The organism is Burkholderia sp. A2 (assembly GCF_001729305.1).
Classification (GTDB): Bacteria; Pseudomonadota; Gammaproteobacteria; order Burkholderiales; family Burkholderiaceae; genus Burkholderia; species Burkholderia sola.
Window position 1 is genome coordinate 109,436 of sequence record NZ_LZXX01000093.1, and the last position, 18,652, is coordinate 128,087.

18 protein-coding genes are annotated in these 18,652 nt (G+C 69.2%); 8 read left to right on the plus strand and 10 right to left on the minus strand.

Annotated features, from left to right (window positions below):
• Positions 1 to 14: 14 nt before the first annotated feature.
• Entirely contained in the window at positions 15 to 875 is an 861-nt protein-coding gene (locus tag A9Z05_RS17220; RefSeq protein WP_069619173.1) for a PhzF family phenazine biosynthesis protein, read from the plus strand.
• A gap of 27 nt (positions 876 to 902) precedes the next feature.
• Here A9Z05_RS17220 and A9Z05_RS17225 read toward each other — a convergent pair whose 3' ends face one another.
• Positions 903 to 2,066, minus strand: a complete 1,164-nt coding sequence (locus tag A9Z05_RS17225) for an aldose epimerase family protein (RefSeq protein WP_069619214.1) — start codon at positions 2,064 to 2,066, stop codon at positions 903 to 905.
• Positions 2,067 to 2,172: 106 nt separating this feature from the next.
• On the opposite strand from A9Z05_RS17225, the gene A9Z05_RS17230 reads away from it, so the two are divergent.
• Entirely contained in the window at positions 2,173 to 2,850 is a 678-nt protein-coding gene (locus tag A9Z05_RS17230; RefSeq protein ID WP_069619174.1) for a hypothetical protein, read from the plus strand.
• Positions 2,851 to 2,902: 52 nt separating this feature from the next.
• Here the strand turns inward: A9Z05_RS17230 and A9Z05_RS17235 are convergent, their stop codons facing one another.
• Positions 2,903 to 3,808 (minus strand): AraC family transcriptional regulator, encoded by a 906-nt coding sequence (locus A9Z05_RS17235; RefSeq protein WP_069619175.1) that lies wholly within the window; start codon positions 3,806 to 3,808, stop codon positions 2,903 to 2,905.
• Between the two features lie 119 nt (positions 3,809 to 3,927).
• Here A9Z05_RS17235 and A9Z05_RS17240 point away from each other — a divergent pair, with 119 nt between their 5' ends.
• Entirely contained in the window at positions 3,928 to 4,836 is a 909-nt protein-coding gene (locus tag A9Z05_RS17240; protein WP_069619176.1) for a LysR family transcriptional regulator, read from the plus strand.
• A 42-nt stretch (positions 4,837 to 4,878) separates the two neighbouring features.
• On the opposite strand, the gene A9Z05_RS17245 is transcribed toward A9Z05_RS17240, so the two are convergent.
• The 6 genes from A9Z05_RS17245 to A9Z05_RS37835 all read right to left on the minus strand — a co-directional run bounded on the left by A9Z05_RS17245 (position 4,879) and on the right by A9Z05_RS37835 (position 11,198).
• On the minus strand, positions 4,879 to 6,366 hold the full coding sequence (locus tag A9Z05_RS17245; protein ID WP_069619177.1) for a mechanosensitive ion channel family protein: 1,488 nt from the start codon (positions 6,364 to 6,366) through the stop codon (positions 4,879 to 4,881).
• 111 nt (positions 6,367 to 6,477) lie between these two features.
• Complete coding sequence (locus A9Z05_RS17250) at positions 6,478 to 6,897, minus strand: DoxX family protein (protein WP_069619215.1); 420 nt, start codon at positions 6,895 to 6,897, stop codon at positions 6,478 to 6,480.
• 232 nt (positions 6,898 to 7,129) lie between these two features.
• Entirely contained in the window at positions 7,130 to 8,935 is a 1,806-nt protein-coding gene (locus tag A9Z05_RS17255; protein ID WP_069619178.1) for a winged helix-turn-helix domain-containing protein, read from the minus strand.
• Between the two features lie 400 nt (positions 8,936 to 9,335).
• Positions 9,336 to 10,157 (minus strand): alpha/beta fold hydrolase, encoded by an 822-nt coding sequence (locus A9Z05_RS17260; RefSeq protein WP_069619179.1) that lies wholly within the window; start codon positions 10,155 to 10,157, stop codon positions 9,336 to 9,338.
• Positions 10,158 to 10,221: 64 nt separating this feature from the next.
• Entirely contained in the window at positions 10,222 to 10,653 is a 432-nt protein-coding gene (locus A9Z05_RS17265) for a DUF3331 domain-containing protein (protein WP_069619180.1), read from the minus strand.
• A gap of 125 nt (positions 10,654 to 10,778) precedes the next feature.
• Positions 10,779 to 11,198, minus strand: coding sequence for a hypothetical protein (locus A9Z05_RS37835; protein WP_256122015.1), 420 nt, complete (start codon positions 11,196 to 11,198; stop codon positions 10,779 to 10,781).
• On the opposite strand from A9Z05_RS37835, the gene A9Z05_RS17270 reads away from it, so the two are divergent.
• Entirely contained in the window at positions 11,179 to 12,000 is an 822-nt protein-coding gene (locus A9Z05_RS17270) for an alpha/beta fold hydrolase (protein ID WP_256122016.1), read from the plus strand. The genes A9Z05_RS37835 and A9Z05_RS17270 overlap by 20 nt on opposite strands.
• A 100-nt stretch (positions 12,001 to 12,100) precedes the next feature.
• Here A9Z05_RS17270 and A9Z05_RS17275 read toward each other — a convergent pair whose 3' ends face one another.
• The gene (locus tag A9Z05_RS17275; protein ID WP_069619182.1) at positions 12,101 to 13,681 is read right to left on the minus strand and encodes an MFS transporter; all 1,581 of its coding nucleotides are present in this window, start codon (positions 13,679 to 13,681) and stop codon (positions 12,101 to 12,103) included.
• An 83-nt stretch (positions 13,682 to 13,764) separates the two neighbouring features.
• Here A9Z05_RS17275 and A9Z05_RS17280 point away from each other — a divergent pair, with 83 nt between their 5' ends.
• Positions 13,765 to 14,793, plus strand: a complete 1,029-nt coding sequence (locus tag A9Z05_RS17280; protein WP_069619183.1) for an HlyD family secretion protein — start codon at positions 13,765 to 13,767, stop codon at positions 14,791 to 14,793.
• Positions 14,790 to 16,226: an efflux transporter outer membrane subunit gene (locus A9Z05_RS17285; protein ID WP_069619184.1), complete on the plus strand. Its 1,437-nt coding sequence runs from the start codon at positions 14,790 to 14,792 to the stop codon at positions 16,224 to 16,226. The genes A9Z05_RS17280 and A9Z05_RS17285 overlap by 4 nt, the downstream gene beginning before the upstream one ends.
• A gap of 25 nt (positions 16,227 to 16,251) precedes the next feature.
• Here A9Z05_RS17285 and A9Z05_RS17290 read toward each other — a convergent pair whose 3' ends face one another.
• A complete protein-coding gene (locus A9Z05_RS17290) occupies positions 16,252 to 17,523 on the minus strand; it encodes an NAD(P)/FAD-dependent oxidoreductase (protein WP_069619185.1) in 1,272 nt (423 codons plus the stop codon).
• Between the two features lie 220 nt (positions 17,524 to 17,743).
• Here A9Z05_RS17290 and A9Z05_RS17295 point away from each other — a divergent pair, with 220 nt between their 5' ends.
• Entirely contained in the window at positions 17,744 to 18,016 is a 273-nt protein-coding gene (locus tag A9Z05_RS17295; protein WP_069619186.1) for a UBP-type zinc finger domain-containing protein, read from the plus strand.
• A 156-nt stretch (positions 18,017 to 18,172) separates the two neighbouring features.
• The gene (locus A9Z05_RS17300; RefSeq protein WP_069619187.1) at positions 18,173 to 18,652 is read left to right on the plus strand and encodes a VOC family protein; all 480 of its coding nucleotides are present in this window, start codon (positions 18,173 to 18,175) and stop codon (positions 18,650 to 18,652) included.

Consider the following 18,652-nt stretch of genomic DNA (forward strand, 5'->3'; position numbering starts at 1 on the left):
CGCACGAGATACCGATGACCCGATACACCTTCCGCCTGCTGAACGTCTTCGCGGAATCGACGTTCGGCGGCAACCCGCTTTGCGTGTTCGACGATGCGCGCGGCATGGACGACGCGACCATGCAGGCGCTGGCCGTGCAGTTCAACCTGTCGGAGACGACCTTCGTGCTGCCGTCCGAGCGGGCGCATGCACGCGTGCGCATCTTCACGCCCGGCTACGAGATGGCTTTCGCGGGCCATCCGACGCTCGGCACCGCGCACGTCGTGCGCGACCTGCTCGAGGCAGGCGACGCGCTGTCGCTCGAATTCAAGGCCGGCGTCGTCGACGTCACCGCGCGCGCCGACGTGTGGACCTTCATCGCGCCGCACGCCGGCATGCCGAACACGGCGCCGTGCGCGCTGCCCGATGCGCGGGCCGCGGCCCTGTTCGGGCTCGCCGAGGACGACCTGCTCGCGCCGCCGCTGTGGGTCGACACCGGCGCCGACCAGTTGCTGGTCGCGCTCAAGGATCCGGCTGCCGTGCGGCGCGCGCAGCCCGACGGCGCGCACCTCGACATCTGGCCGCGAAGCAGCCTCGGCCGGAAGACCGCCTATGTGTTCGCGTTCGACGCCGAGCGCCCGGGAACGGTCGTGGCCCGCTACTTCTTCGTGAAGCAAGGCGGCGGCGTATCGGAAGATCCGGGCACCGGATCGGCCTGTGCGAACCTGGGCGGGTGGTTGCTCGTCGCCGGGCACGATCTGCCGGCCGCGTTTCGCGTCGAGCAAGGCGAAGCCGTCGGCCGGCCTTGCCTGCTGCGGTTGTCGGTCGATGCGGCGGGCGAAATCGGCGTCGGCGGGCGCGTGATCGAAATCGGGCGCGGCACGATCAACGTGTGATCGCCGCGCGCCCGCCAGCGCCGACGGTCATCGCGAGCCCACCCGCCACACCGTCACTTCGTGCAGCGTGTCGCCCGGCTTGAGCACCGTCGACGGGAACGCCGGACGATTCGGCGAATCGGGAAAATGCTCGGCTTCCAGGGCGAACGCATCGGTTTGCCGGTAGGCCGTGCCGCCCTTGCCCGCGACGCTGCCGTTCAGGCCGTTGGCCGTATAGAACTGCAGCCCCGGCTGCGTCGTGTACAGCTCGAGGAAACGCCCGGACGCCGGGTCGTAAGCGCGCGCGGCAAACGCGGGCGCCGACTGGCCGCCCTGGTCCAGCACCCAGTTCTGGTCGTAGCCGTGCGCGATCGCGAGCTGCGGATACGCGTCGCGCAAATGCGCGCCGATCGGCGTCAACTGGCGCAGATCCATCGGCGTGCCCGCGACGCTCGCCAGTTGCCCGGTCGGAATCGACGTATTGTCGGTCGGCGTGAAACGCGATGCGGCGATCTCGATCAGTTGCCGTTCGACGCTGCCGCCGGCCTGCCCCGCCAGATTGAAGTAGCTGTGATTGGTCAGGTTCACGACCGTGTTCTTGTCGGTCGTCGCGCGGTAGTCGATGCGGATCTCGTCGTCGCGGGTCAGCGTGTAGGTCACGTCCGTCGTCAACGTGCCGGGGAAGCCGTTCTCGCCGTCGGGGCTCACGTAGCGCAGCGTGACGCTCGAACCGGTCGCATCGCTGTGCGTGCCGGTGACCTTCCATACCTTCGCGTCGAAACTGTCGGGGCCGCCGTGCAGCGTGTTCGGCCCGTCGTTGACCGGCAGCGTCCACGTCCTGCCGTCGAGCGCGAAACGCCCGCCCGCGATGCGGTTCGCATACCGGCCGATCAGCGCGCCGAAATGGATGTTGCCGTTGTGCGCTTCGTAGTCGCGCAGCGAATCGAAGCCGAGCACGATGTCGGCAACGTGGCCGGTGCGGTCCGGCACGTCGAGCGCCGTCACGATGCCGCCGTACGTGATCACTTTCAGCGTCACGCCGTGCCGGTTCGCGAGCGTGTACTGGCTCACCGCCTGCCCGCTCGCGGTCGTCCCGTAATCCGAGCGGCTGATCGACACGTCGGCCGCCGCCGATGCGATGGCGGCATGAAAGCCGAACGTTGCGAACACACCTATCGCGAGCATCGATTGTCGCGGCCAGCGTCGTTTCATGAAAACCTCCAAAGTGATGCGGCCCGTGCCGGCGTGCAAGTTGCATGCCTGCACGTCGCCGCGTTTGCTATGCTGCGCGCATCGTCCACCCGAGCCGATCGCCGCCATGAACGCCGTCACCCCCGATATCGAGCGCACGCTGCGCGCCGCCTGTGATGTGTGCTTCGGCACGGCGGCCGTGTGGCCGCTCATCGAGCGCGCATACAGCGAGCCGCAGCGCTTCTATCACACGCTCGCCCATCTGGCGGAACTGTTCGCGCACCTCGCGCCGTATCGCGCGGAACCGCTATGGCCGGCCATCGAACTCGCGGCATGGGCCCACGATGCCGTCTATGCGACGACGCTGCCGGACTACGCGGACAACGAACCGCGCAGTGCGCAATGGCTCGTGCAGGTCACGAACGCGCACTGTACCGCGTCATGGTTGCACGCGCACGCATCGCATGTGTCCGTTGCGTCCGATCTCGTCCTCGCGACGCAGTCGCACCGGCTGCCTGAAACGTTCGCCGCCGATCCGACATTGCAGCGCGCGGGGCAGATTTTTCTCGACGCCGATCTCGCGATCCTCGCGGCCGCGCCGGACCGGCTTCGCGAATACGACCGCGCAATTGCACGCGAGTGGGCGCAGGATCCCGATGCGCCGTCGACAAGCTTCCGCATCGGCCGCAAGCAGGCGCTCGAACATCTGCGCGAGCAGGTTCCCCTGTTTCGCTCGGCGGAATTCGCGCCGCTCGAGCCGCGCGCGCAACGCAATCTCGACACGCTGATCGACTTCTACGCGTAGGCGCCGCGCACGTCGCGACGGACCGGCGCGCCCCGCCTCCGCGTCGCGACGATCACGTATGGTCCGCGCGCCACCGGCGTGGCGTGACACCGGTCAACCGCATGAAGGTTCGCGAGAAATGGCTCTGATCGGCGAAGCCGCACGCAACGGCGATCATGCTCAACGGCACGTTCGGATTGCGCATCCATTCCTTCGCCCGTTCGACGCGCTGCACGATGAGCCAGCGATGCGGCGGCAGCCCGGTCGTTCGATGAAACGCCTTGACGAAATGGCTGCGGGACAGCCCGCACGCGCTCGCGACGTCGGCCAGCCCGATGTTGCCGTCGAGGTGCTCGAGCAACAGCTCCTGCGCACGGCGCGCCTGCGACGGCGTGAGCTTGCCGTCCGACCTTTCCCGCCGTTCGCCGACGCCGCCGTAACGGTGAGCGACGTGTGCCTGAAACGCCAGCCCCACATGATCGATGAAGATCTGCGATGCCTCGCCCGGCCGAGCCAGCGCCGGCAGTAGCGACTGGCCGAGCGCATGGACGATCGAGTCGTGGGTGCTCAGATGCGGCGGCAGGTAAAGCTGCGGCCGCCGCCGGCCGCCGAGGTCGTCGACCGTTTCCTCGAGCGTGTGGCGCGGCAGATGGAAATGCAGGCAATCGAACGCGCCCTGGAGGTCGGCCACCCAGCGACGATCGAGATCGTAGATCGACACGGTTCCCGCGTCATACGGAACGAACGGTGCGGGGCGGCCATCGAGCCACAGATCCTGTTCGCCGAACGGACGCAGCTGCAATACGATGAGATCCGTATTCTCGAGTTCGTAGGGTGCGGTCAGCCCCGAGTTCCTGCGCAAGCTCTGGAGTCGGACGATACCGATTTGCCCGTGCGGCAACGCTTGCGTGACGACGGTCTGCCTGACGTCGGCCGGGATGAAATCGGACGATGCGGTATCCGGCTGAGGGGCGCTCATGGGGCGATGCGGGGTGGCGAATGACGATACCCGCCACTCTAGCAAATCGCGGCGACGCACGCTGCTCGCGCCGTAGCGGCACTGGTATGATGCGCCAGCCACCTCTACGGGAATTCGCAATGAAGCTGTCATTCGAAGCGCTCGAAGCCCTGGACGCGATCGACCGCACCGGAACCTTTGCCGAAGCAGCGGAACTGCTGCATCGCGTGCCGTCGGCGCTGACCTACCTGGTGCAGAAACTCGAAAGCGATCTCGGCGTGGCGCTGTTCGACCGCAGCGGACGGCGCGCGAAGCTCACGCATGCGGGACGCATCGTCGTCGAGGAAGGCCGGCGCCTGCTGCGCGCGGCCGAACAACTCGAAATGAAGGCACTGCGGGCGCAACAAGGCTGGGAAACGGAAGTCCGCGTCTGTATCGATGAAATTCTGCCGTTCGACGCGCTGTGGCCGTACGTGCACCGGTTCTACGCGCTCGGGATGGACACGCGGCTGCGTTTGTCGACCGAAGTGCTCGGCGGTGCGTGGGATGCGCTGATTTCGCGCCGGGCCGATCTCGTCGTCGGCGCGGCGGGCGAACCGCCGGAATTGCCGGGCATCGTCGCGCGGCCGATCGGCTCGCTGAAACACGTGTTCGCGGTCGCGCCGTCCCATCCGCTCGCGTCGATGCCCGAACCGCTGGCGATGGCGTCGGTCGTCCAGTATCGCGGCGCGGTGATCAGCGATACGTCGCGCGAATTGCAGCCGCAGTCGGTCGCGATCGATGCGGGCCAGCCGACCCTCGCGGTACCGACGCTGGCCGCGAAGCTCGAAGCGCAATGCGAAGGGCTCGCGGTCGGCACCCTGCCGGAATGCATCGCGGCGCGTGCGATCGCCGACGGCAAGCTGGTCGCGCGCCAGGTGACGGGCATGCGCGACACCACGCACTGCTATCTCGCGTGGCGCGGCGACGAGGCGGGCCGCGCGCTGCACTGGTGGGTCGAGCAACTCGACCAGCCCGATCTCGTCGAGCGTTTCACGACGCCGGACTGACGCGCCCGTTCACGGGCGCCGGCCGCCGGAGCCGCACGCGCGTCAGCCGAGCGAATCGTGCAGCCGCTTCATTTCCTTCTCGAGCCAGCCGATCAGGCTGAACCCCGCGTGCGCCTTCTCGACCGGCGGAATCATCATCCTCTCCTCCGTCGCGATATGGTCGGTGAGCGACTCGCACATCAGCCTGCCGAGCGCCGGCTTCCTGCCGATCAGCGCCGACAGATCCTCGCTGCGAAGCTGATGCACGGTCATCGCGGTCACTGCATGGACGGTCGCGTGAAGCCGCGTGCCGGCGAGCACGACCGACTGCCCGATCGCATCGCCCGGCGCCATCCGCCGGACTTCGACGTCGCCGGACGCGCCCGGCACGAACACCGCCGCGACGCCCGATTCGACGATCGTCAGCACGCGCGACTCCGAATTCGACGCATAGATCACGTCGCCCTTGCCGAACGAACGCGATATCAGCGCATCGGCCAGCACGGCCAGATCGTCGTCGTCGACGCACGCGAACAATTCGACCGCACGCAACAGCAGCAGCCGACGCGATACCGGATGCCCTTGCGATGGCGATGGCGATGCGAACGCCGGCGCCGGCCCGCCAAGCGGCCGCCACGCAACGCCCGCCGCGGCCAGATGCCGATGCGCGAGATCGTAGAGCGCGTTGCGCACGGTCGTCTTCTTCTGTAGCGCATCGACGTAGCAGACGAGTTCGTACTGGATCGCGTTCGCGCGGAACGCCTTCACGACCGCGATCGGCGCCGGGCGCGCGAGCACGTCGAGCGAACTCGCCGCGGCCCGTTCCAGCGCGCCGACGGCGACGGCCGGCCGCACCGCGGGATCGAGGTCGAGCGCGAGCGTGACGCCGTGCAGGCCGGCCGGCTCGCTGAGGTTCACGATGGTGGCGCGCGCCGCCGCGCTGTTCGGCACGACGACCAGGTTGCCGAGGCTGTCGATCAGCTTCGTCGAACGCCAGTTGCTCTCGACGATCCGCCCTTCGAGCTCGCCGATCGACACCGTGTCGTCGAGCCGGAACGGTTGCGTGGTGTTCAGCACGAGCCCCGAGAACACGTCATTCAGCGTGTTCTGGAGCGCGAGACCGAGAATCACCGCGACGGCGCCGGAGGTCGCGACCAGGCCGCTCAACGGCAGGCCGAGCACATAGCCGAGCGCGGCTACCGCGGCCGCGCCGAACACGATGCCCGCGGCGATATCGTGAAAGAGCCGCTGGCTGTGCCACGCACGCGGCAGCAGCAGATGATTGAGCAGCAGGCTGAACACGATCGCGCACTGGAGCCACCACGCGATGCAGACGGCCTGGACCACGATCCGGTCGAACCCGCCGAGCGACGCGGGAACGGCGAGCGGGCTGACGCCGGTCGCGAACAGCACGGCGCTCAACGCGGCGAACGCCGCGCAGCGCCGGATGGCGCGAACCACGGGGCGATCGCGCGCGAACAGCCGCCACGCGGCGAGATCGGCGAGCACGATCGGCGCGCCGTAGATCGCCGTATCGGAGAAATTCAACATGTCGGATCGCAAGCGCGGCGCGCGAAAAGGGGGAAGCGGCAGCACGTCGGTCGCCGCGGGAACGGAATCGTCAGGCACATCGCGTGCTGCCCGCCGACGCGCGGGCTGCGGCTAGTCACGCCGACGCACGACGCCCGGCAACGGCAACACATAGCGGCCGGCGCCCGCGATCGCGATCGTGCCGAACAGGATCAGCAGCATCCACGCGAACTGCGCATCGCGCAGCGGCCAGTCCGGGTGGACGAACACCAGCGCGACGAGCGTGACGATCATCACCGGCAGCGCCGCCAGCCTCGGGTACAGACCGACGATCATGAAGATCGGGCACACGACCTCCGCGAAGATCGCGAACAGGATCGACAGCGTGCGGCCGAGATGGAACGGATCTTCGATGGCCGCGGCTTCGGCCGTGTAATGGACGATCTTCGGCAAGCCGTGCACCACGAGCAGCAGCACGCTGGCGGCGACACGCAGGAACAGCAGGCCGAGGTCGGTCGCGCGACGGGAAAGGTCCGGTTGGTCAGGTTTCATGCGGCGGTTCGTCGATTGAGCGGGATGCGCGGCCGCGCGCACGCCGGGCGTTTCGCCCGCGCCGGCGTTCATTGGGGTCGCGCGATGTCGGCGAGCGCACGGGGTCGGCGCGCACGCGTGCCGACGAAGTGCGGGGCGCCCTCCGTTCAGGCAATCTACGCGTGCCGCCCGCCGCCGTCCTGTAACCGGGCTGAATCGTTCTGAAACACGGCAGACACGCGCGAACCCGGCGTCACGACTCGCGCGACGGCAGCTCGGCCTCGGCCGCATCGAGTCCGAGCGCATGCACCTCCGACCACGCATCGTGCGCAACCTGTGTCGACCCCGCGGTATGCGCGAGCGCGGCCGCATACGCGGCCAGCAACCGCACGCGCGCATCGTCGGACACCGGGGTCGCGTCCGCGTCGCGCATCGCATCGAGCGCGACGCGCGCCCGCTCGCGGCATTCGTCGACGAGCGACAGGTCGAACAGGCAAGGCACCGCGACGGCCGCGAGCGCGATGCCGAGCGCCGCGTCGCCCTGCGCCGAAAACGCCCAGTCGAGCGCGGCCCGCAGATTGCCGAGTTCGCGCCGCACCGCATCGAGCCGGGTCGTGCCGTTCGCGTCGCTGCGCGGCTCGTCGCCACCGTGGGCCGCGCGCCGGAACAACGCGAGGAAGTAGGTCGCATGCGCGCGCGCGGCAGCCGCCCCCTCGCCGTGACTGTCGAGCTGCTGTTGCGCGTAGGCCCGCGTGGTCGTCAGCAGCCGGTAGCGCGGCGCGCCGTGTGCGGTCTCGAGGATCAGCAGCGACTTCGACACGAGGCCGGCGATCGTATCGAGCAGGTCGGCGCCGGCCAGCCCGTTGGCGCCGACGACCTCGCGCACGGCCTCGATCGAGAAGCCGTCGCGAAACACGCCGAGCCATCGGAGCAGCAGGCGCTCGGCCTCCCCGAGCAGCCGGTAGCTCCAGTCGTACATCGCCTGCAGCGTCTGATGACGCGGCAACGCGGTGCGAAAACCGCCGGTCAGCAGCCGAAAGTGATCGTCGAGATGGGCGGCCAGCACGTCGATGCCCAGCACGGCGGCGCGTGCCGCGGCCAGCTCGATCGCGAGCGGCAGGCCGTCGAGGCGGCGGCAGACCGACGCCATCAACGACAGGCTGCGCGCATCGAGCGGAAAACGCGGATCGGCCGCGCGCGCACGCGCCGCGAACAACTGCACCGCGCTCGCGCGCATCGCCTCGTGATCGCCGGCCCCTTCGTCGGGCACGTCGAGCGGCGGCACCGGGCACACGCGCTCGCCGTGGATGCGCAGCGATTCCCGGCTCGTCGCGAGCACGCACAGCCCGTCGTCGGCATCGGTGAGCGCGCTCGCGATCTGTGCGGCGGCGTCGAGCAGATGCTCGCAATTGTCGAGCACGAGCAGCATCCGCCGACGCGCGACGCTGGCGAGCACCGCTTCGAGGGTCAGCGACCCGATCGGCTGCGTGATGCCGAATGCGCCGGCGAGCGCATCCGGCACGAAGCGCGGACACGCGACGGTGGCGAGCGAAACGAACACGGTGCCTTCCGGAAAGCGCGCGTCGGCGCGCGCCGCCGCTTCGATCGCGACCCGTGTCTTGCCGATGCCGCCCGCGCCGACCAGCGTCACGACGCGCGCGCCCTGCAGGGCGGCCAGCACGTCGGCGACCGTCTGTTCGCGGCCGAACAACGCGCTCGGCGCAGCGGACGGCCGCCACATCGCGGGACGCACGGGCGCGTCGCCGTCGTCCTGCCCGACGACCAGACGATAGCCGCGGCCGGGCACCGTCACGATCAGGTTCCGGTCGCCGGCCAGCGCCTTGCGCAGCGAGGCGATGTGCACCTGCAGGTTGTTTTCCTCCACCACGGTGTGCGGCCATACGCGCTGCATGATGTCGTCTTTCGATACCAGCGCGCCGTTCGCCCGAATCAACAGCTCGAGAATTTCGAATGCGCGGCTGCCGATGCGCAGCAGCTTGCCGTTCGAACGAATTTCACGTCTGTCGAGAAAAACGTGAAGTGTTCCAATCCGGATCATGAGAATTTCTTGAGGGTGACATTCAACGGCGCCCCGCTGAAATCGGGGGCCGGTTCGGTATCAATGCTACGGTATTTGCATGGTCGAATGATTCAAATTATCAGAATGAACGGCACGATTTTTTTGAAATGACGAAAAATGCCGGCCCGAAGCGCTGCCTTGCGCCCCCGCACCGAAATGCGGCAGGGCCGCGCACGTTTCATGTGCAAATCGTGGATGCGCCGATAAATACGATTTCGTTATATCAGACGAAATGTTTTTTGATCGGAGCAATGCGCCGCATTGTTCGTTTTGATTGACCGGCCGGTTTATTTTCAGGCGCCTTTATTGTGCCGGCCGACTATCTGTCCGTCGGCGCGTTTGCCCGCGTTTGCGGCGCGATTCGCCGCGCGGCGCGGGCTCAGGCCCGCGCGAACGCCAGCAGTTCGTCGTTCAGCCTGGCCGCGTGCGTCAGGTAGAGCGCGTGCGGGCCGCCTTCGTAGACGCTCAGCGTCGCATGCGGGACCCGTTTCGCGGTGGCGGCGCCGGTCAATGCGAGCGGCGCCGTCTGGTCGTCGTCGCCATGAATCACCCGCGTCGGCACGTCGAATCGTTGCAGGTCGGCACGGAAATCGGTCTCGGAAAACGCGCGTACGCAATCGAGCGTGCCCTTCAGTCCGCCCTGCAGCGCCATGACCGACGTCCAGCCGAGCGCCGCGCGCGACACCGTCGAGCCGTCGCGGTTCGAACCGGTAAAGAGCGGCCAGAAACCGTCGAAAAACGCCGCGCGATCGGCCACGATGCCCGCGCGAATGCCGTCGAATACCGCGACGTCCACACCTTCCGGATGATCGTCGCGGCGGACGACGAGCGGCGTCACCGAGCCGATCAGCACCGCCTTCGCGATGCGGCGCGTGCCGTGCCGGCCGATGTAGCGGGCCACCTCGCCGCCGCCCATCGAAAAGCCGACGAGCGTCACGTCGTGCAGGTCGAGCGTCTCGAGCAGCGTCGCGAGATCGTCGGCCAGCGTGTCGTAGTCGTATCCGCTCCACGGTTGGCCGGACCGCCCGAAGCCGCGCCGGTCGTATGCGATGCAGCGCAGGCCGTGCGACGCGAGATGATGCATCTGCACGTCCCACATGTCGGCGTTCAGCGGCCAGCCGTGAATGAACACGACCGGGCGGCCGCTGCCCCAGTCCTTGTAGTGAATCGACACGCCGTCGCGGGTGGTGAACGTGCTCATGAGGGTTCCTTTCAGGTAGGAAAGTCGCGGCCGCGCACGCGGCCGAAGCGTGCGGCGCGGTGCGTCATGCCCGGGACTGCCGGGCGACGAACTGCTCGAGCGCCGTCGCGAGGACCATCTCGCGGCAGTTCGCGGGGCGTTTCTCGCCGCGCCACTGGGGTTTGTAGATCGCGTCGCCGATCCGGATCGGCTGCCCGGTGAGCGCGCAGCGCGCCAGCCTGCGCGCCTTCGCGCAGATCCAGCGTTGTTCGTCGTAGCGGCAGCGCGTCGGATCGCTCCACGACACCAGCATCGACGAATCGGTCTGCCGCTCGACGGCGACGATCGCGCTGCGGCGGCGCACGTCGCCGCTCGACGGCACCGGCGCATCGTCCCGATGCGGGCGACGCGAGCCGTCCGTCTCCCGCGCGCGCGGCATCGGCAGCATCCGGACGCCCGCGACGGGCAGCGGTCCGAGCGACGTGATCATGTGCTCCCAGCGATTGAAGGCGTCCATGGCGGCATATCCAGGCAGGTGACGGGCGGAGCGGGCCCGCCGGCCCGTTCGCGTGGCGCGCAACGTGTGCCGGTGACCCGATGCTGACGATAGTCGCCGTGCGCTGAAGAGTCCCTGTCCCGCGCTTAATTTTTCTGCAGCGCGGCAAATCCGCGCGCGGCGCCGCGGCGTTCAAGAAAATTCAGCCGGATTTCAGTACGGCGCGCATCGCGCCGGGATACGCTCCCGACGGCATTCGTTCGTCCGCGCGCGCCAGTCGACGCGCGGCAGCGCACGCCGGACGGCTGCCGGGCGGGATGGCCGCGGCCGGCCGCCACCGATCCACCATCCCGTGCGGCCTCGCCGCCGCCTACCTCAGGAGTCCAGATGCATCCCGAACAGACCGATGCCGTTGCGTCGGCCCGCCGCCGCGACATGCTGCTCGCCGGCGCGACGGCCGTTGCCGCGGCCGCGCTGCCCGCGATGGCGGCCGCCGCCGGCACGCCGTCCCCAAGCCCCTCTTCAGTCCATGCAGGAGCGCAGACGATGAACACGATCACGACCAAGGACGGCACGCAGATCTACTTCAAGGACTGGGGTAGCGGCCGCCCGGTCGTGTTCTCGCACGGCTGGCCGCTGTGCGCGGACGCGTGGGATGCGCAGATGCTGTTCCTCGTCCAGCGCGGCTATCGCGTGATCGCGCACGACCGCCGCGGTCACGGCCGCTCCAGCCAGCCGTCGCGCGGCAACGACATGAACACGTACGCGGACGATCTCGCCGCGCTGCTCGACGCGCTCGACGTGCGCGAAGCCATGCTCGTCGGCCACTCCACCGGCGGCGGCGAAGTCGCGCGCTATATCGGCCGCCACGGCACGAAGCGCGTGGCGAAGGCCGTGCTGATCGGCGCGGTGCCGCCGCAGATGGTGAAGTCGCCGACCAATCCGGGCGGCCTGCCGATGGAAGTGTTCGACGGCATCCGCAAGAACGTCGCGGAGAACCGTTCGCAGTTCTACAAGGATCTCGCCGTGCCGTTCTTCGGCTTCAATCGCCCGAACGCGAAGGTCTCGCAGGGCACGATCGACGCGTTCTGGTCGCAGGGGATGATGGGTGGCATCCACGGCCAGTACCTGTGCGTGAAGGAGTTCTCGGAAGTCGACTACACCGACGACCTGAAGAAATTCGACGTGCCGACGCTCGTGCTGCACGGCGACGACGACCAGATCGTGCCGATCGACGATTCGGCCCGGCTGTCGTCGAAGATCGTCAAGCACGCGGTGTTGAAGGTGATCGAGGGCGGCTCGCACGGCATGTGCGTCGTGAGCGCCGACCGCATCAACGCCGAGTTGCTCGCGTTCCTGCAGGCGTAAGCACGCCGTCTGCCGCGGCGGCGCACATGTCGCCGCGACGGACGCTGCACACACGCCGTTCAGGAATTTTCAGGAAATTTCAGATCGCCCGGTGCGACGCTCACGGCGCCCGCACCGGGCGCAGCAGGATGCCGAGCAGCGCGCCGGCGAGCGCGAACGCCATCGCCACGCGGAAATTGTCGGCCAGCGCGAGCGTGGTAGCCTGCACGCGCACCGCGCGGTCGACGAGCGCATAGGTCGCCTGGTTGCCCGTCGCGAACGTGGCGCCGTGCGCGACCAGCGACGCCGCGCCGGCCCGCAGCCGTTCGAGCGTTTCCGGATCCGACAGCGACACATGCAGACCGACCAGATTCGAATGGGTAGCCTCCCTGATCCGCTGAATCACCGCGATCGACGTCGTGCCGAGCTGTCCGCTCAGCAGGCGCGTCGCCTGCACGACCGCGCCGAACGTCAACGCATGCTCGGCCGTCACGTGCTTGCCGAAGAAGAAGATGACCGACGTGAGCGCCATCGTCTGGCCGAGCGCCTGCAGCAGTTGCGACGGAATGAAGTCGGGCTCGGCCCAGACCGGCGTGAGCCGCGACCCGAGCGCGAACGCGATCGCCACCATCGCGAAGCCGGCGACGATCAGCCGGCGGGGGTCGACACGCTGCAGCAACAGCGCGACGCACGGCGCGAACAGCAGCTGCGGCATCGCGATCCAGCGCAGCGTATCGCCGATCTGCAGCGGGCGCAGCCCGTACGTGCTGGCGAGGAACAGCGACGGGATGAAGCTCGTGTTGAGCACGGTGAAGCGCACGAGGCCGACGAGCAGGATCAACAGCGCGATGTTGGGCCGCGCCAGATAGCCGAGATCGATGCCCGCGCGCGGCGACGCGAGTTCGTGGATCAGGAATGCGGCGATCATCAGGATGCCGACGGCCAGCAGCGCGACGATCAGCGGCGACTGCAGCCAGAACAGCCGCTCGCCCTGGTCGAGCGCGATGCACAGGCACGCGAACCCGCCCGCGCCGAGCAGCATCCCGCGCGCGTCGATGCCGGACGCGAAGCGCTTGATCGGCTCGTCGGCGAGCGACAGCATCAGGCACGCGATGAACGGCACGGTCAGCGCCGCGTTCTGCCAGAACAGCCAGCGCCAGCTCAGGTGTTCGCTGTACCAGCCTTCGAGCGTGGCAGACAGGTTCAGCGACATCTCCAGATTCATCGCATACGCGGCGATGCCGAATGGAATCAGGCGCGGCGGCAGCGTGCGCACGACGAAGCCGACCGTCAGCGGCACGAACACGCCGGACGCGAGCCCCGCGATCGCCTGGCACACGATGAACGCGCCGAATTGCGTGCAGAGGGGCAGCACGGTTTCCGCGCCGAGAAACACCACGGCGCCCGCGACCAGCACGCGGCGCGTGCCGAACATGAAGGCCGCCGCGATCGCGAGCGGCCCGACGAACATCTGCGATGCGGTGAACGCGGTGTTGATCCACGCGCCTTCGTCGAAGCCGATGCCCAGCGCGCCGCGCACGTCGGCCAACCCGAGCGACGTGATGCGCGACGTCAGCGTCGCGATGATCGCGCCGAGCAGCACGGCCGCGATCGCGGCGATCGACCGAAACGTCGGAATGTCGGAGGCCGGCCCTGCGGCCGGCGCCGGCACGGCACTGCCGGTGGCGAACGTCGTGTTCATCGTCGAGCGGCTCCCGCCTGTCAAGCTGGCGCAAGCATAACGCGGTGCGTCGAATCCTGCCCGTACGTTGGAGTTTGCCGATCATGACCCCACCCTCCTCCGCGCCGTCGCCCGCCGTGCCCCCGCGTTCCCGCAAGCCGGCCATCGTCGCGATCGCCGCGATCGCGCTGCTGCTCGTCGCATTGCTCGTGTACGAGTTCGACGCACGCGATCGCGGCACCGACGACGCGTACGTGACCGGCCACCTGCACGTGATCTCGCCGCGCGTCGCCGGCACGGTCGAACGTGTGCTCGTCGACGACAACCAGTTCGTGCACGCGGGCGACGCGCTCGTGCAGATCGATCGGCGCGACTTCGACGTGCGCGTCGCGGCGCAGCGCGCACGCGTCGCCCAGGCGCATGCCGATGCGAGCCGCGCCCGCGCGCTGATCGAGCAGGCGGACGCGGCGCTCGTGTCGGCGCACGCCGATGCCGAAAAGGCCGAACTCGATTACACGCGTGCACGCGAACTGACCCGCGAGACGCCGCGCGGCTTGTCGAAGCAGGAGTTCGATGCGGCCGATGCCGCACGCAAGTCCGCCCGCGCGCGCGTCGCGGCGGCCGATGCGCAACGGCGCAGCGCCATCGCCGCCGCTCAGGCCGCCGACGCCGCGTCGAGCCAGAACGATGCCGAGTTGCGCGACGCACTGCTGCAGCTCGGCTACACGGCGGTCGTCGCGCCGTCGGACGGCTATGTCGGCAAGAAGACCGTCGAGACCGGCGAGCATGTCGCGCCCGGCCAGGCGCTGCTCACGCTGGTCGAGCCGCATCCGTGGATCGTCGCCAATTTCCGCGAGACGCAGCTGCGTCACGTGCGCGCCGGCGACGCCGTGCAACTGCGCTTCGATGCGTTGCCGGAGCGCGCGTTCAGCGGCCGCATCGACAGCCTGTCGCCCGCGACCGGCGCGCAGTTCGCGCTGCTGCCGCCCGACAACGCGACCGGCAATTTCACGAAGGTCACGCAGCGCGTACCCGTGAAGATCCTGCTCGACGGTCCGGCCGCGACGGAGCCGCGCATCCGGCCCGGGCTGTCGGTCGTCGTCACGCTGCAGCACAGCGGCGCAGCGCAATGAAGCGCGCCTTCGCCGTGCTCGCCGCGAGCCTGCTGGCCGCATGCTCGATCGCGCCGCAGCCGCTCGCGCCCGTTCCGGTCGGACACGACGGGTTCCGCCATGCCGATCCGTCGACCGATGCGCGCGCGCCGTCGCTCGCCGCGTGGCCCGCCGGGTTCGGCGACCCGCAGCTCGGCCGCCTCGTCGACGCCGCGCTCGCGCACAACCTCGATATCCGCGCGGCGGCCGCGCGCGTCGACCAGGCGCAGGCGCTGCTCGGCGTGCGCGAGGCCGCGCTGGCGCCGACCGTGCGCGTCGACCCGTCGTTCAGCCGTACGCGCGTATCCGGCACGGTCGACAACGCGCTGCCGAAGCGCACGATGCACAACTGGTCGGTTCCCGTCGCCGCGAGCTACGAAGTCGATCTATGGGGGCGCTTGCGCGGCGATGCCGACGTCGGCGAACAGAACGTGCTGCAGGCGGCGGCCGACCGCGATGCGGTGCGTCTGCGGGTGGCGACCGAAGTCGCGATCGACTACCTGACGCTGCGCTACGTCGACGACGATCTCGTGACGCTCACGCGCGCGATCGGGCTGCGGCGCACCGCGCTCGACGTGATCGCCGCGCGCGTGCGGGCCGGCGCGGCGAGCGATCTCGACGGGCTGCGCGCGTCGGCCGATCTCGATACCGCGCAGGCCGATCTCGCGGAGAGCCGCCGGCTGCGCGAGAACCTCGTCGACGCGATCGCGGTGCTGACCGGCGTGTCGCCGACCGCGTTCGACGTCGACACGGGCGCCGTGCCCGTGCAGGTGCCGGATGTGCCGGCCGGGCTGCCGTCCGCGCTGCTCGCCCGACGCCCGGACGTATTCGCGGCGGCACGGCGCGCCGACGCGGCGTCGCTCGAGCTCGGCATCGCGCGCACCGCGTGGCTGCCGACGCTGACGCTGACCGCCGACGGCGGTTTCGCCACCCGCGACCTGCGGTCGTTTCTCGACCGCAACAGCTCGCTATGGAGTCTCGGCGCGAACGTCGCGCTGACGCTGTTCGACGGCGGCAAGCGCGACGCGGCGGTGGCCGCCGCGCGGGCCGGCACGGACGTCGCCGACGCCAACTATCGCGCGACCGCGATCGGCGCATTGCGCGACGTGCAGGATGCGCTCAACGACATCGCCGCGCAAAAGGAGCGGATCGTGCGCTACGACCATGCGGCGCGCGCGACGGACGCGGCGGCGCGGCTGTCGCTGAGCCGCTACGCGCACGGTTACGTCAGCTACCTGGAAGTGATCGACGCCGATCGCGATGCGCTGAATGCGCGGCGCCAGCTGATTCACAGCCGGCAGGCGCTGGCCGTCGCGACGGTGAGCCTCGTGCGCGCGTTGGGCGGCGGATGGACGCCGCCGGCGCGCGCCGGCCGGGACGGGTTACGCGGCGCGACGCAGGCCGACGCGCGATGAATGGATCGAACGGCCCGCGAGCGCGTCACGCGCCCGCGAGCCGATGGGCATCCTCGCCGAGAAACCGGTGCACGAAGGTCACGGCCATCGCGCCTTCGCCGACCGCCGACGCGACGCGCTTGACCGATCCCGATCGCACGTCGCCGGCCGCGAACGATCCCGGCACGCTGGTTTCCAGATGGTACGGCCGGCGTTCGAGCGGCCATACGCGCTCGAACGCCGGACAGTCGTACAGGTCGCCGCCGGTCACGAGATAACCGCCCGGATTGCGGATGATGTCGGTGTCCTTCGCCCAGTCGGTATTCGGCGCGCCGCCGATGCACACGAACAGGCGCGTGGCCGGCAGCCGTTCGAGCGTGCCGTCCGCCGAGCGAAGCTCGATCGCGTCGAGCCAGCCGTCGCCGTGCAGCGCGGCGACGCTCGACCGGTAGCGCACCTCGATGTTCGGCGTCCGCTCGATCCGGTCGATCAGGTAGCGCGACAGCGTGTCGGCAAGCGACGCACCGCGCACGAGCATCGTCACCTGACGCGCATGCCGCGCGAAATTCATCGCGGCCTGGCCGGCCGAATTGCCGCCGCCGACGATGAACACCTGCTCGCCCGCGCACATCGGCGCTTCGCTCGACCCGGCGCCGTAGAACAGCCCCGCATTGAGAAACGCCGGCTCCTCCGGCAGCCCGAGGCTGCGATATTCGATGCCGGTCGCGCAGATGTTCGCGCGCGCGACCAGGATCGACCCGTCGGCGAGCTCGACGCGGATCTTGCCGTCGACGAACGTCGCATGCACGCCCTCGCGCATCGTCAGCAGCTCGACGCCGAACTTCACCGCCTGCTCGCGCGCGCGTTCCGCGAGCTCCGCACCCGGGATGCCGTCGGGAAAGCCCATGTAGTTCTCGATCAGCGAACTCGTGCCGGCCTGCCCGCCTATCGCGCCGCGCTCGATCACGACCGCACGCAGCCCCTCGGACGCCGCGTAGACCGCCGCCGACAGCCCGGCCGGCCCCGCGCCGTAGATCGACACGTCGTATTCGACGAAGCGCGGGCGCGCGATCCAGCCGAGCCGCGCGGCGATCTCGGCCAGGGTCGGCTGGTACAGGCGCGAGCCGTCCGGAAAGATCACGACCGGCAGCCGGATGTCGCGCAGCGGCGCGATGCCGAGCACCTGCGCGCAGTCCGCGTCGGATGTCAGCTCGCACCAGTCGTACGCAATCATGCGCCGCTGCAGGAAATCGCGAATCGCGTACGCATCCCTGCTGTGCGGCAGGCCGACGATCCGCAGGTGTTGCGGTTGATCCATGAGCGCCTCCCGATGATGTCGATGTCGAATGCGGTCCGACCAGTGCCCCGCCGGACGCATCCGCGACTGTACGCCGCCGCCGCGCGCCGCGCGGGCCGCTTCATGACAATTAAGGTGCGGCCGCGACGCGACGCTGCACAATGCCGCGTACCCCTCCCGCTTGCGGCTTCGCGCCGGCCGTGCCGCAAGCGTCGCTCCCGCGCCGGCACCGGAGCGCAAGATGGCCAACGCCTGTACGCATCTCGACGAAGCACGCGTGTTCGACACCGACAAGGACTACTGTGAGGCATGCATCCGATCGGGCAGCCGCTGGGTGCATTTGCGGATGTGCCTGATCTGCGGGCACGTCGGCTGCTGCGACTCGTCGCCGAATCGCCACGCGAGCCGGCATTTCCACGAAACCGGCCACCGGCTCGTCCGCTCGATCGAGCCCGGCGAGCGCTGGATCTGGTGCTACGCGGACGAAGTCGTCGCCGGCGAAGTTCCGTCGTAACGCGACACGCGGCGCCATCGGCGCCCGTTCATCCCCGATTCGCCCCCGATTCCGGGCCAAGGGTTAACACGACTCGATCACGGCTTTGCGCTACGCCGTTTTCGGCCTAGAATTTATCGAACGATAACTTATCCTTCGATAAACAAGAGGTTCGTCATGCCCGTATCCCGACTCGCGCATTACTCGATCCGCACGCCCGATCTCGACGCATCGTGCCGCTTCTACGAACGCGTGCTCGGCTTCAGACGCGGCTACCGCCCGCCGTTCGACTTTCCGGGCGCGTGGCTCTACCTCGGTGACGACGAAGCCGATTACGGGACGGTCCACCTGATCGGCATCGATCCGGCCAACCCGAACGGGCTCGCCGCGTATCTCGGCGACAAGCCCGTGCCGGCCGCGGGCACCGGCACCGTCGACCACATCGCGTTCGTCGCGACCGGCGTCGAGGCGATGTGGCGCACGCTGCGTGCCGAGCACGTCGCATGGCGCGACCGCACCGTGCCGAGCCTCGGATTGCATCAGGTCTTCATCGAGGATCCGTCCGGTGTGACGATCGAACTGAACTACCCGGCCGCCGAAGTCGCCGGCCTCGACATGCGCGGCGCAGCAGCGGCCGCCGCTACCCGTGGAGACTGA

Excerpts from the sequence above, each read along its gene's own strand:
- A9Z05_RS17295 (WP_069619186.1), top strand. The coding sequence starts at position 17,744 with ATGGCCAACGCCTGTACGCATCTCGACGAAGCACGCGTGTTCGACACC.
- A9Z05_RS17225 (WP_069619214.1), bottom strand. The coding sequence starts at position 2,066 with ATGAAACGACGCTGGCCGCGACAATCGATGCTCGCGATAGGTGTGTTC.
- A9Z05_RS17270 (WP_256122016.1), top strand. The coding sequence starts at position 11,179 with ATGAACACGATCACGACCAAGGACGGCACGCAGATCTACTTCAAGGAC.
- A9Z05_RS17260 (WP_069619179.1), bottom strand. The coding sequence starts at position 10,157 with ATGAGCACGTTCACCACCCGCGACGGCGTGTCGATTCACTACAAGGAC.
- A9Z05_RS17245 (WP_069619177.1), bottom strand. The coding sequence starts at position 6,366 with ATGTTGAATTTCTCCGATACGGCGATCTACGGCGCGCCGATCGTGCTC.
- A9Z05_RS17280 (WP_069619183.1), top strand. The coding sequence starts at position 13,765 with ATGACCCCACCCTCCTCCGCGCCGTCGCCCGCCGTGCCCCCGCGTTCC.
- A9Z05_RS17275 (WP_069619182.1), bottom strand. The coding sequence starts at position 13,681 with ATGAACACGACGTTCGCCACCGGCAGTGCCGTGCCGGCGCCGGCCGCA.
- A9Z05_RS17290 (WP_069619185.1), bottom strand. The coding sequence starts at position 17,523 with ATGGATCAACCGCAACACCTGCGGATCGTCGGCCTGCCGCACAGCAGG.
- A9Z05_RS17265 (WP_069619180.1), bottom strand. The coding sequence starts at position 10,653 with ATGGACGCCTTCAATCGCTGGGAGCACATGATCACGTCGCTCGGACCG.
- A9Z05_RS17240 (WP_069619176.1), top strand. The coding sequence starts at position 3,928 with ATGAAGCTGTCATTCGAAGCGCTCGAAGCCCTGGACGCGATCGACCGC.
- A9Z05_RS17230 (WP_069619174.1), top strand. The coding sequence starts at position 2,173 with ATGAACGCCGTCACCCCCGATATCGAGCGCACGCTGCGCGCCGCCTGT.
- A9Z05_RS17300 (WP_069619187.1), top strand. The coding sequence starts at position 18,173 with ATGCCCGTATCCCGACTCGCGCATTACTCGATCCGCACGCCCGATCTC.
- A9Z05_RS17255 (WP_069619178.1), bottom strand. The coding sequence starts at position 8,935 with ATGATCCGGATTGGAACACTTCACGTTTTTCTCGACAGACGTGAAATT.
- A9Z05_RS17220 (WP_069619173.1), top strand. The coding sequence starts at position 15 with ATGACCCGATACACCTTCCGCCTGCTGAACGTCTTCGCGGAATCGACG.
- A9Z05_RS17250 (WP_069619215.1), bottom strand. The coding sequence starts at position 6,897 with ATGAAACCTGACCAACCGGACCTTTCCCGTCGCGCGACCGACCTCGGC.
- A9Z05_RS17235 (WP_069619175.1), bottom strand. The coding sequence starts at position 3,808 with ATGAGCGCCCCTCAGCCGGATACCGCATCGTCCGATTTCATCCCGGCC.
- A9Z05_RS17285 (WP_069619184.1), top strand. The coding sequence starts at position 14,790 with ATGAAGCGCGCCTTCGCCGTGCTCGCCGCGAGCCTGCTGGCCGCATGC.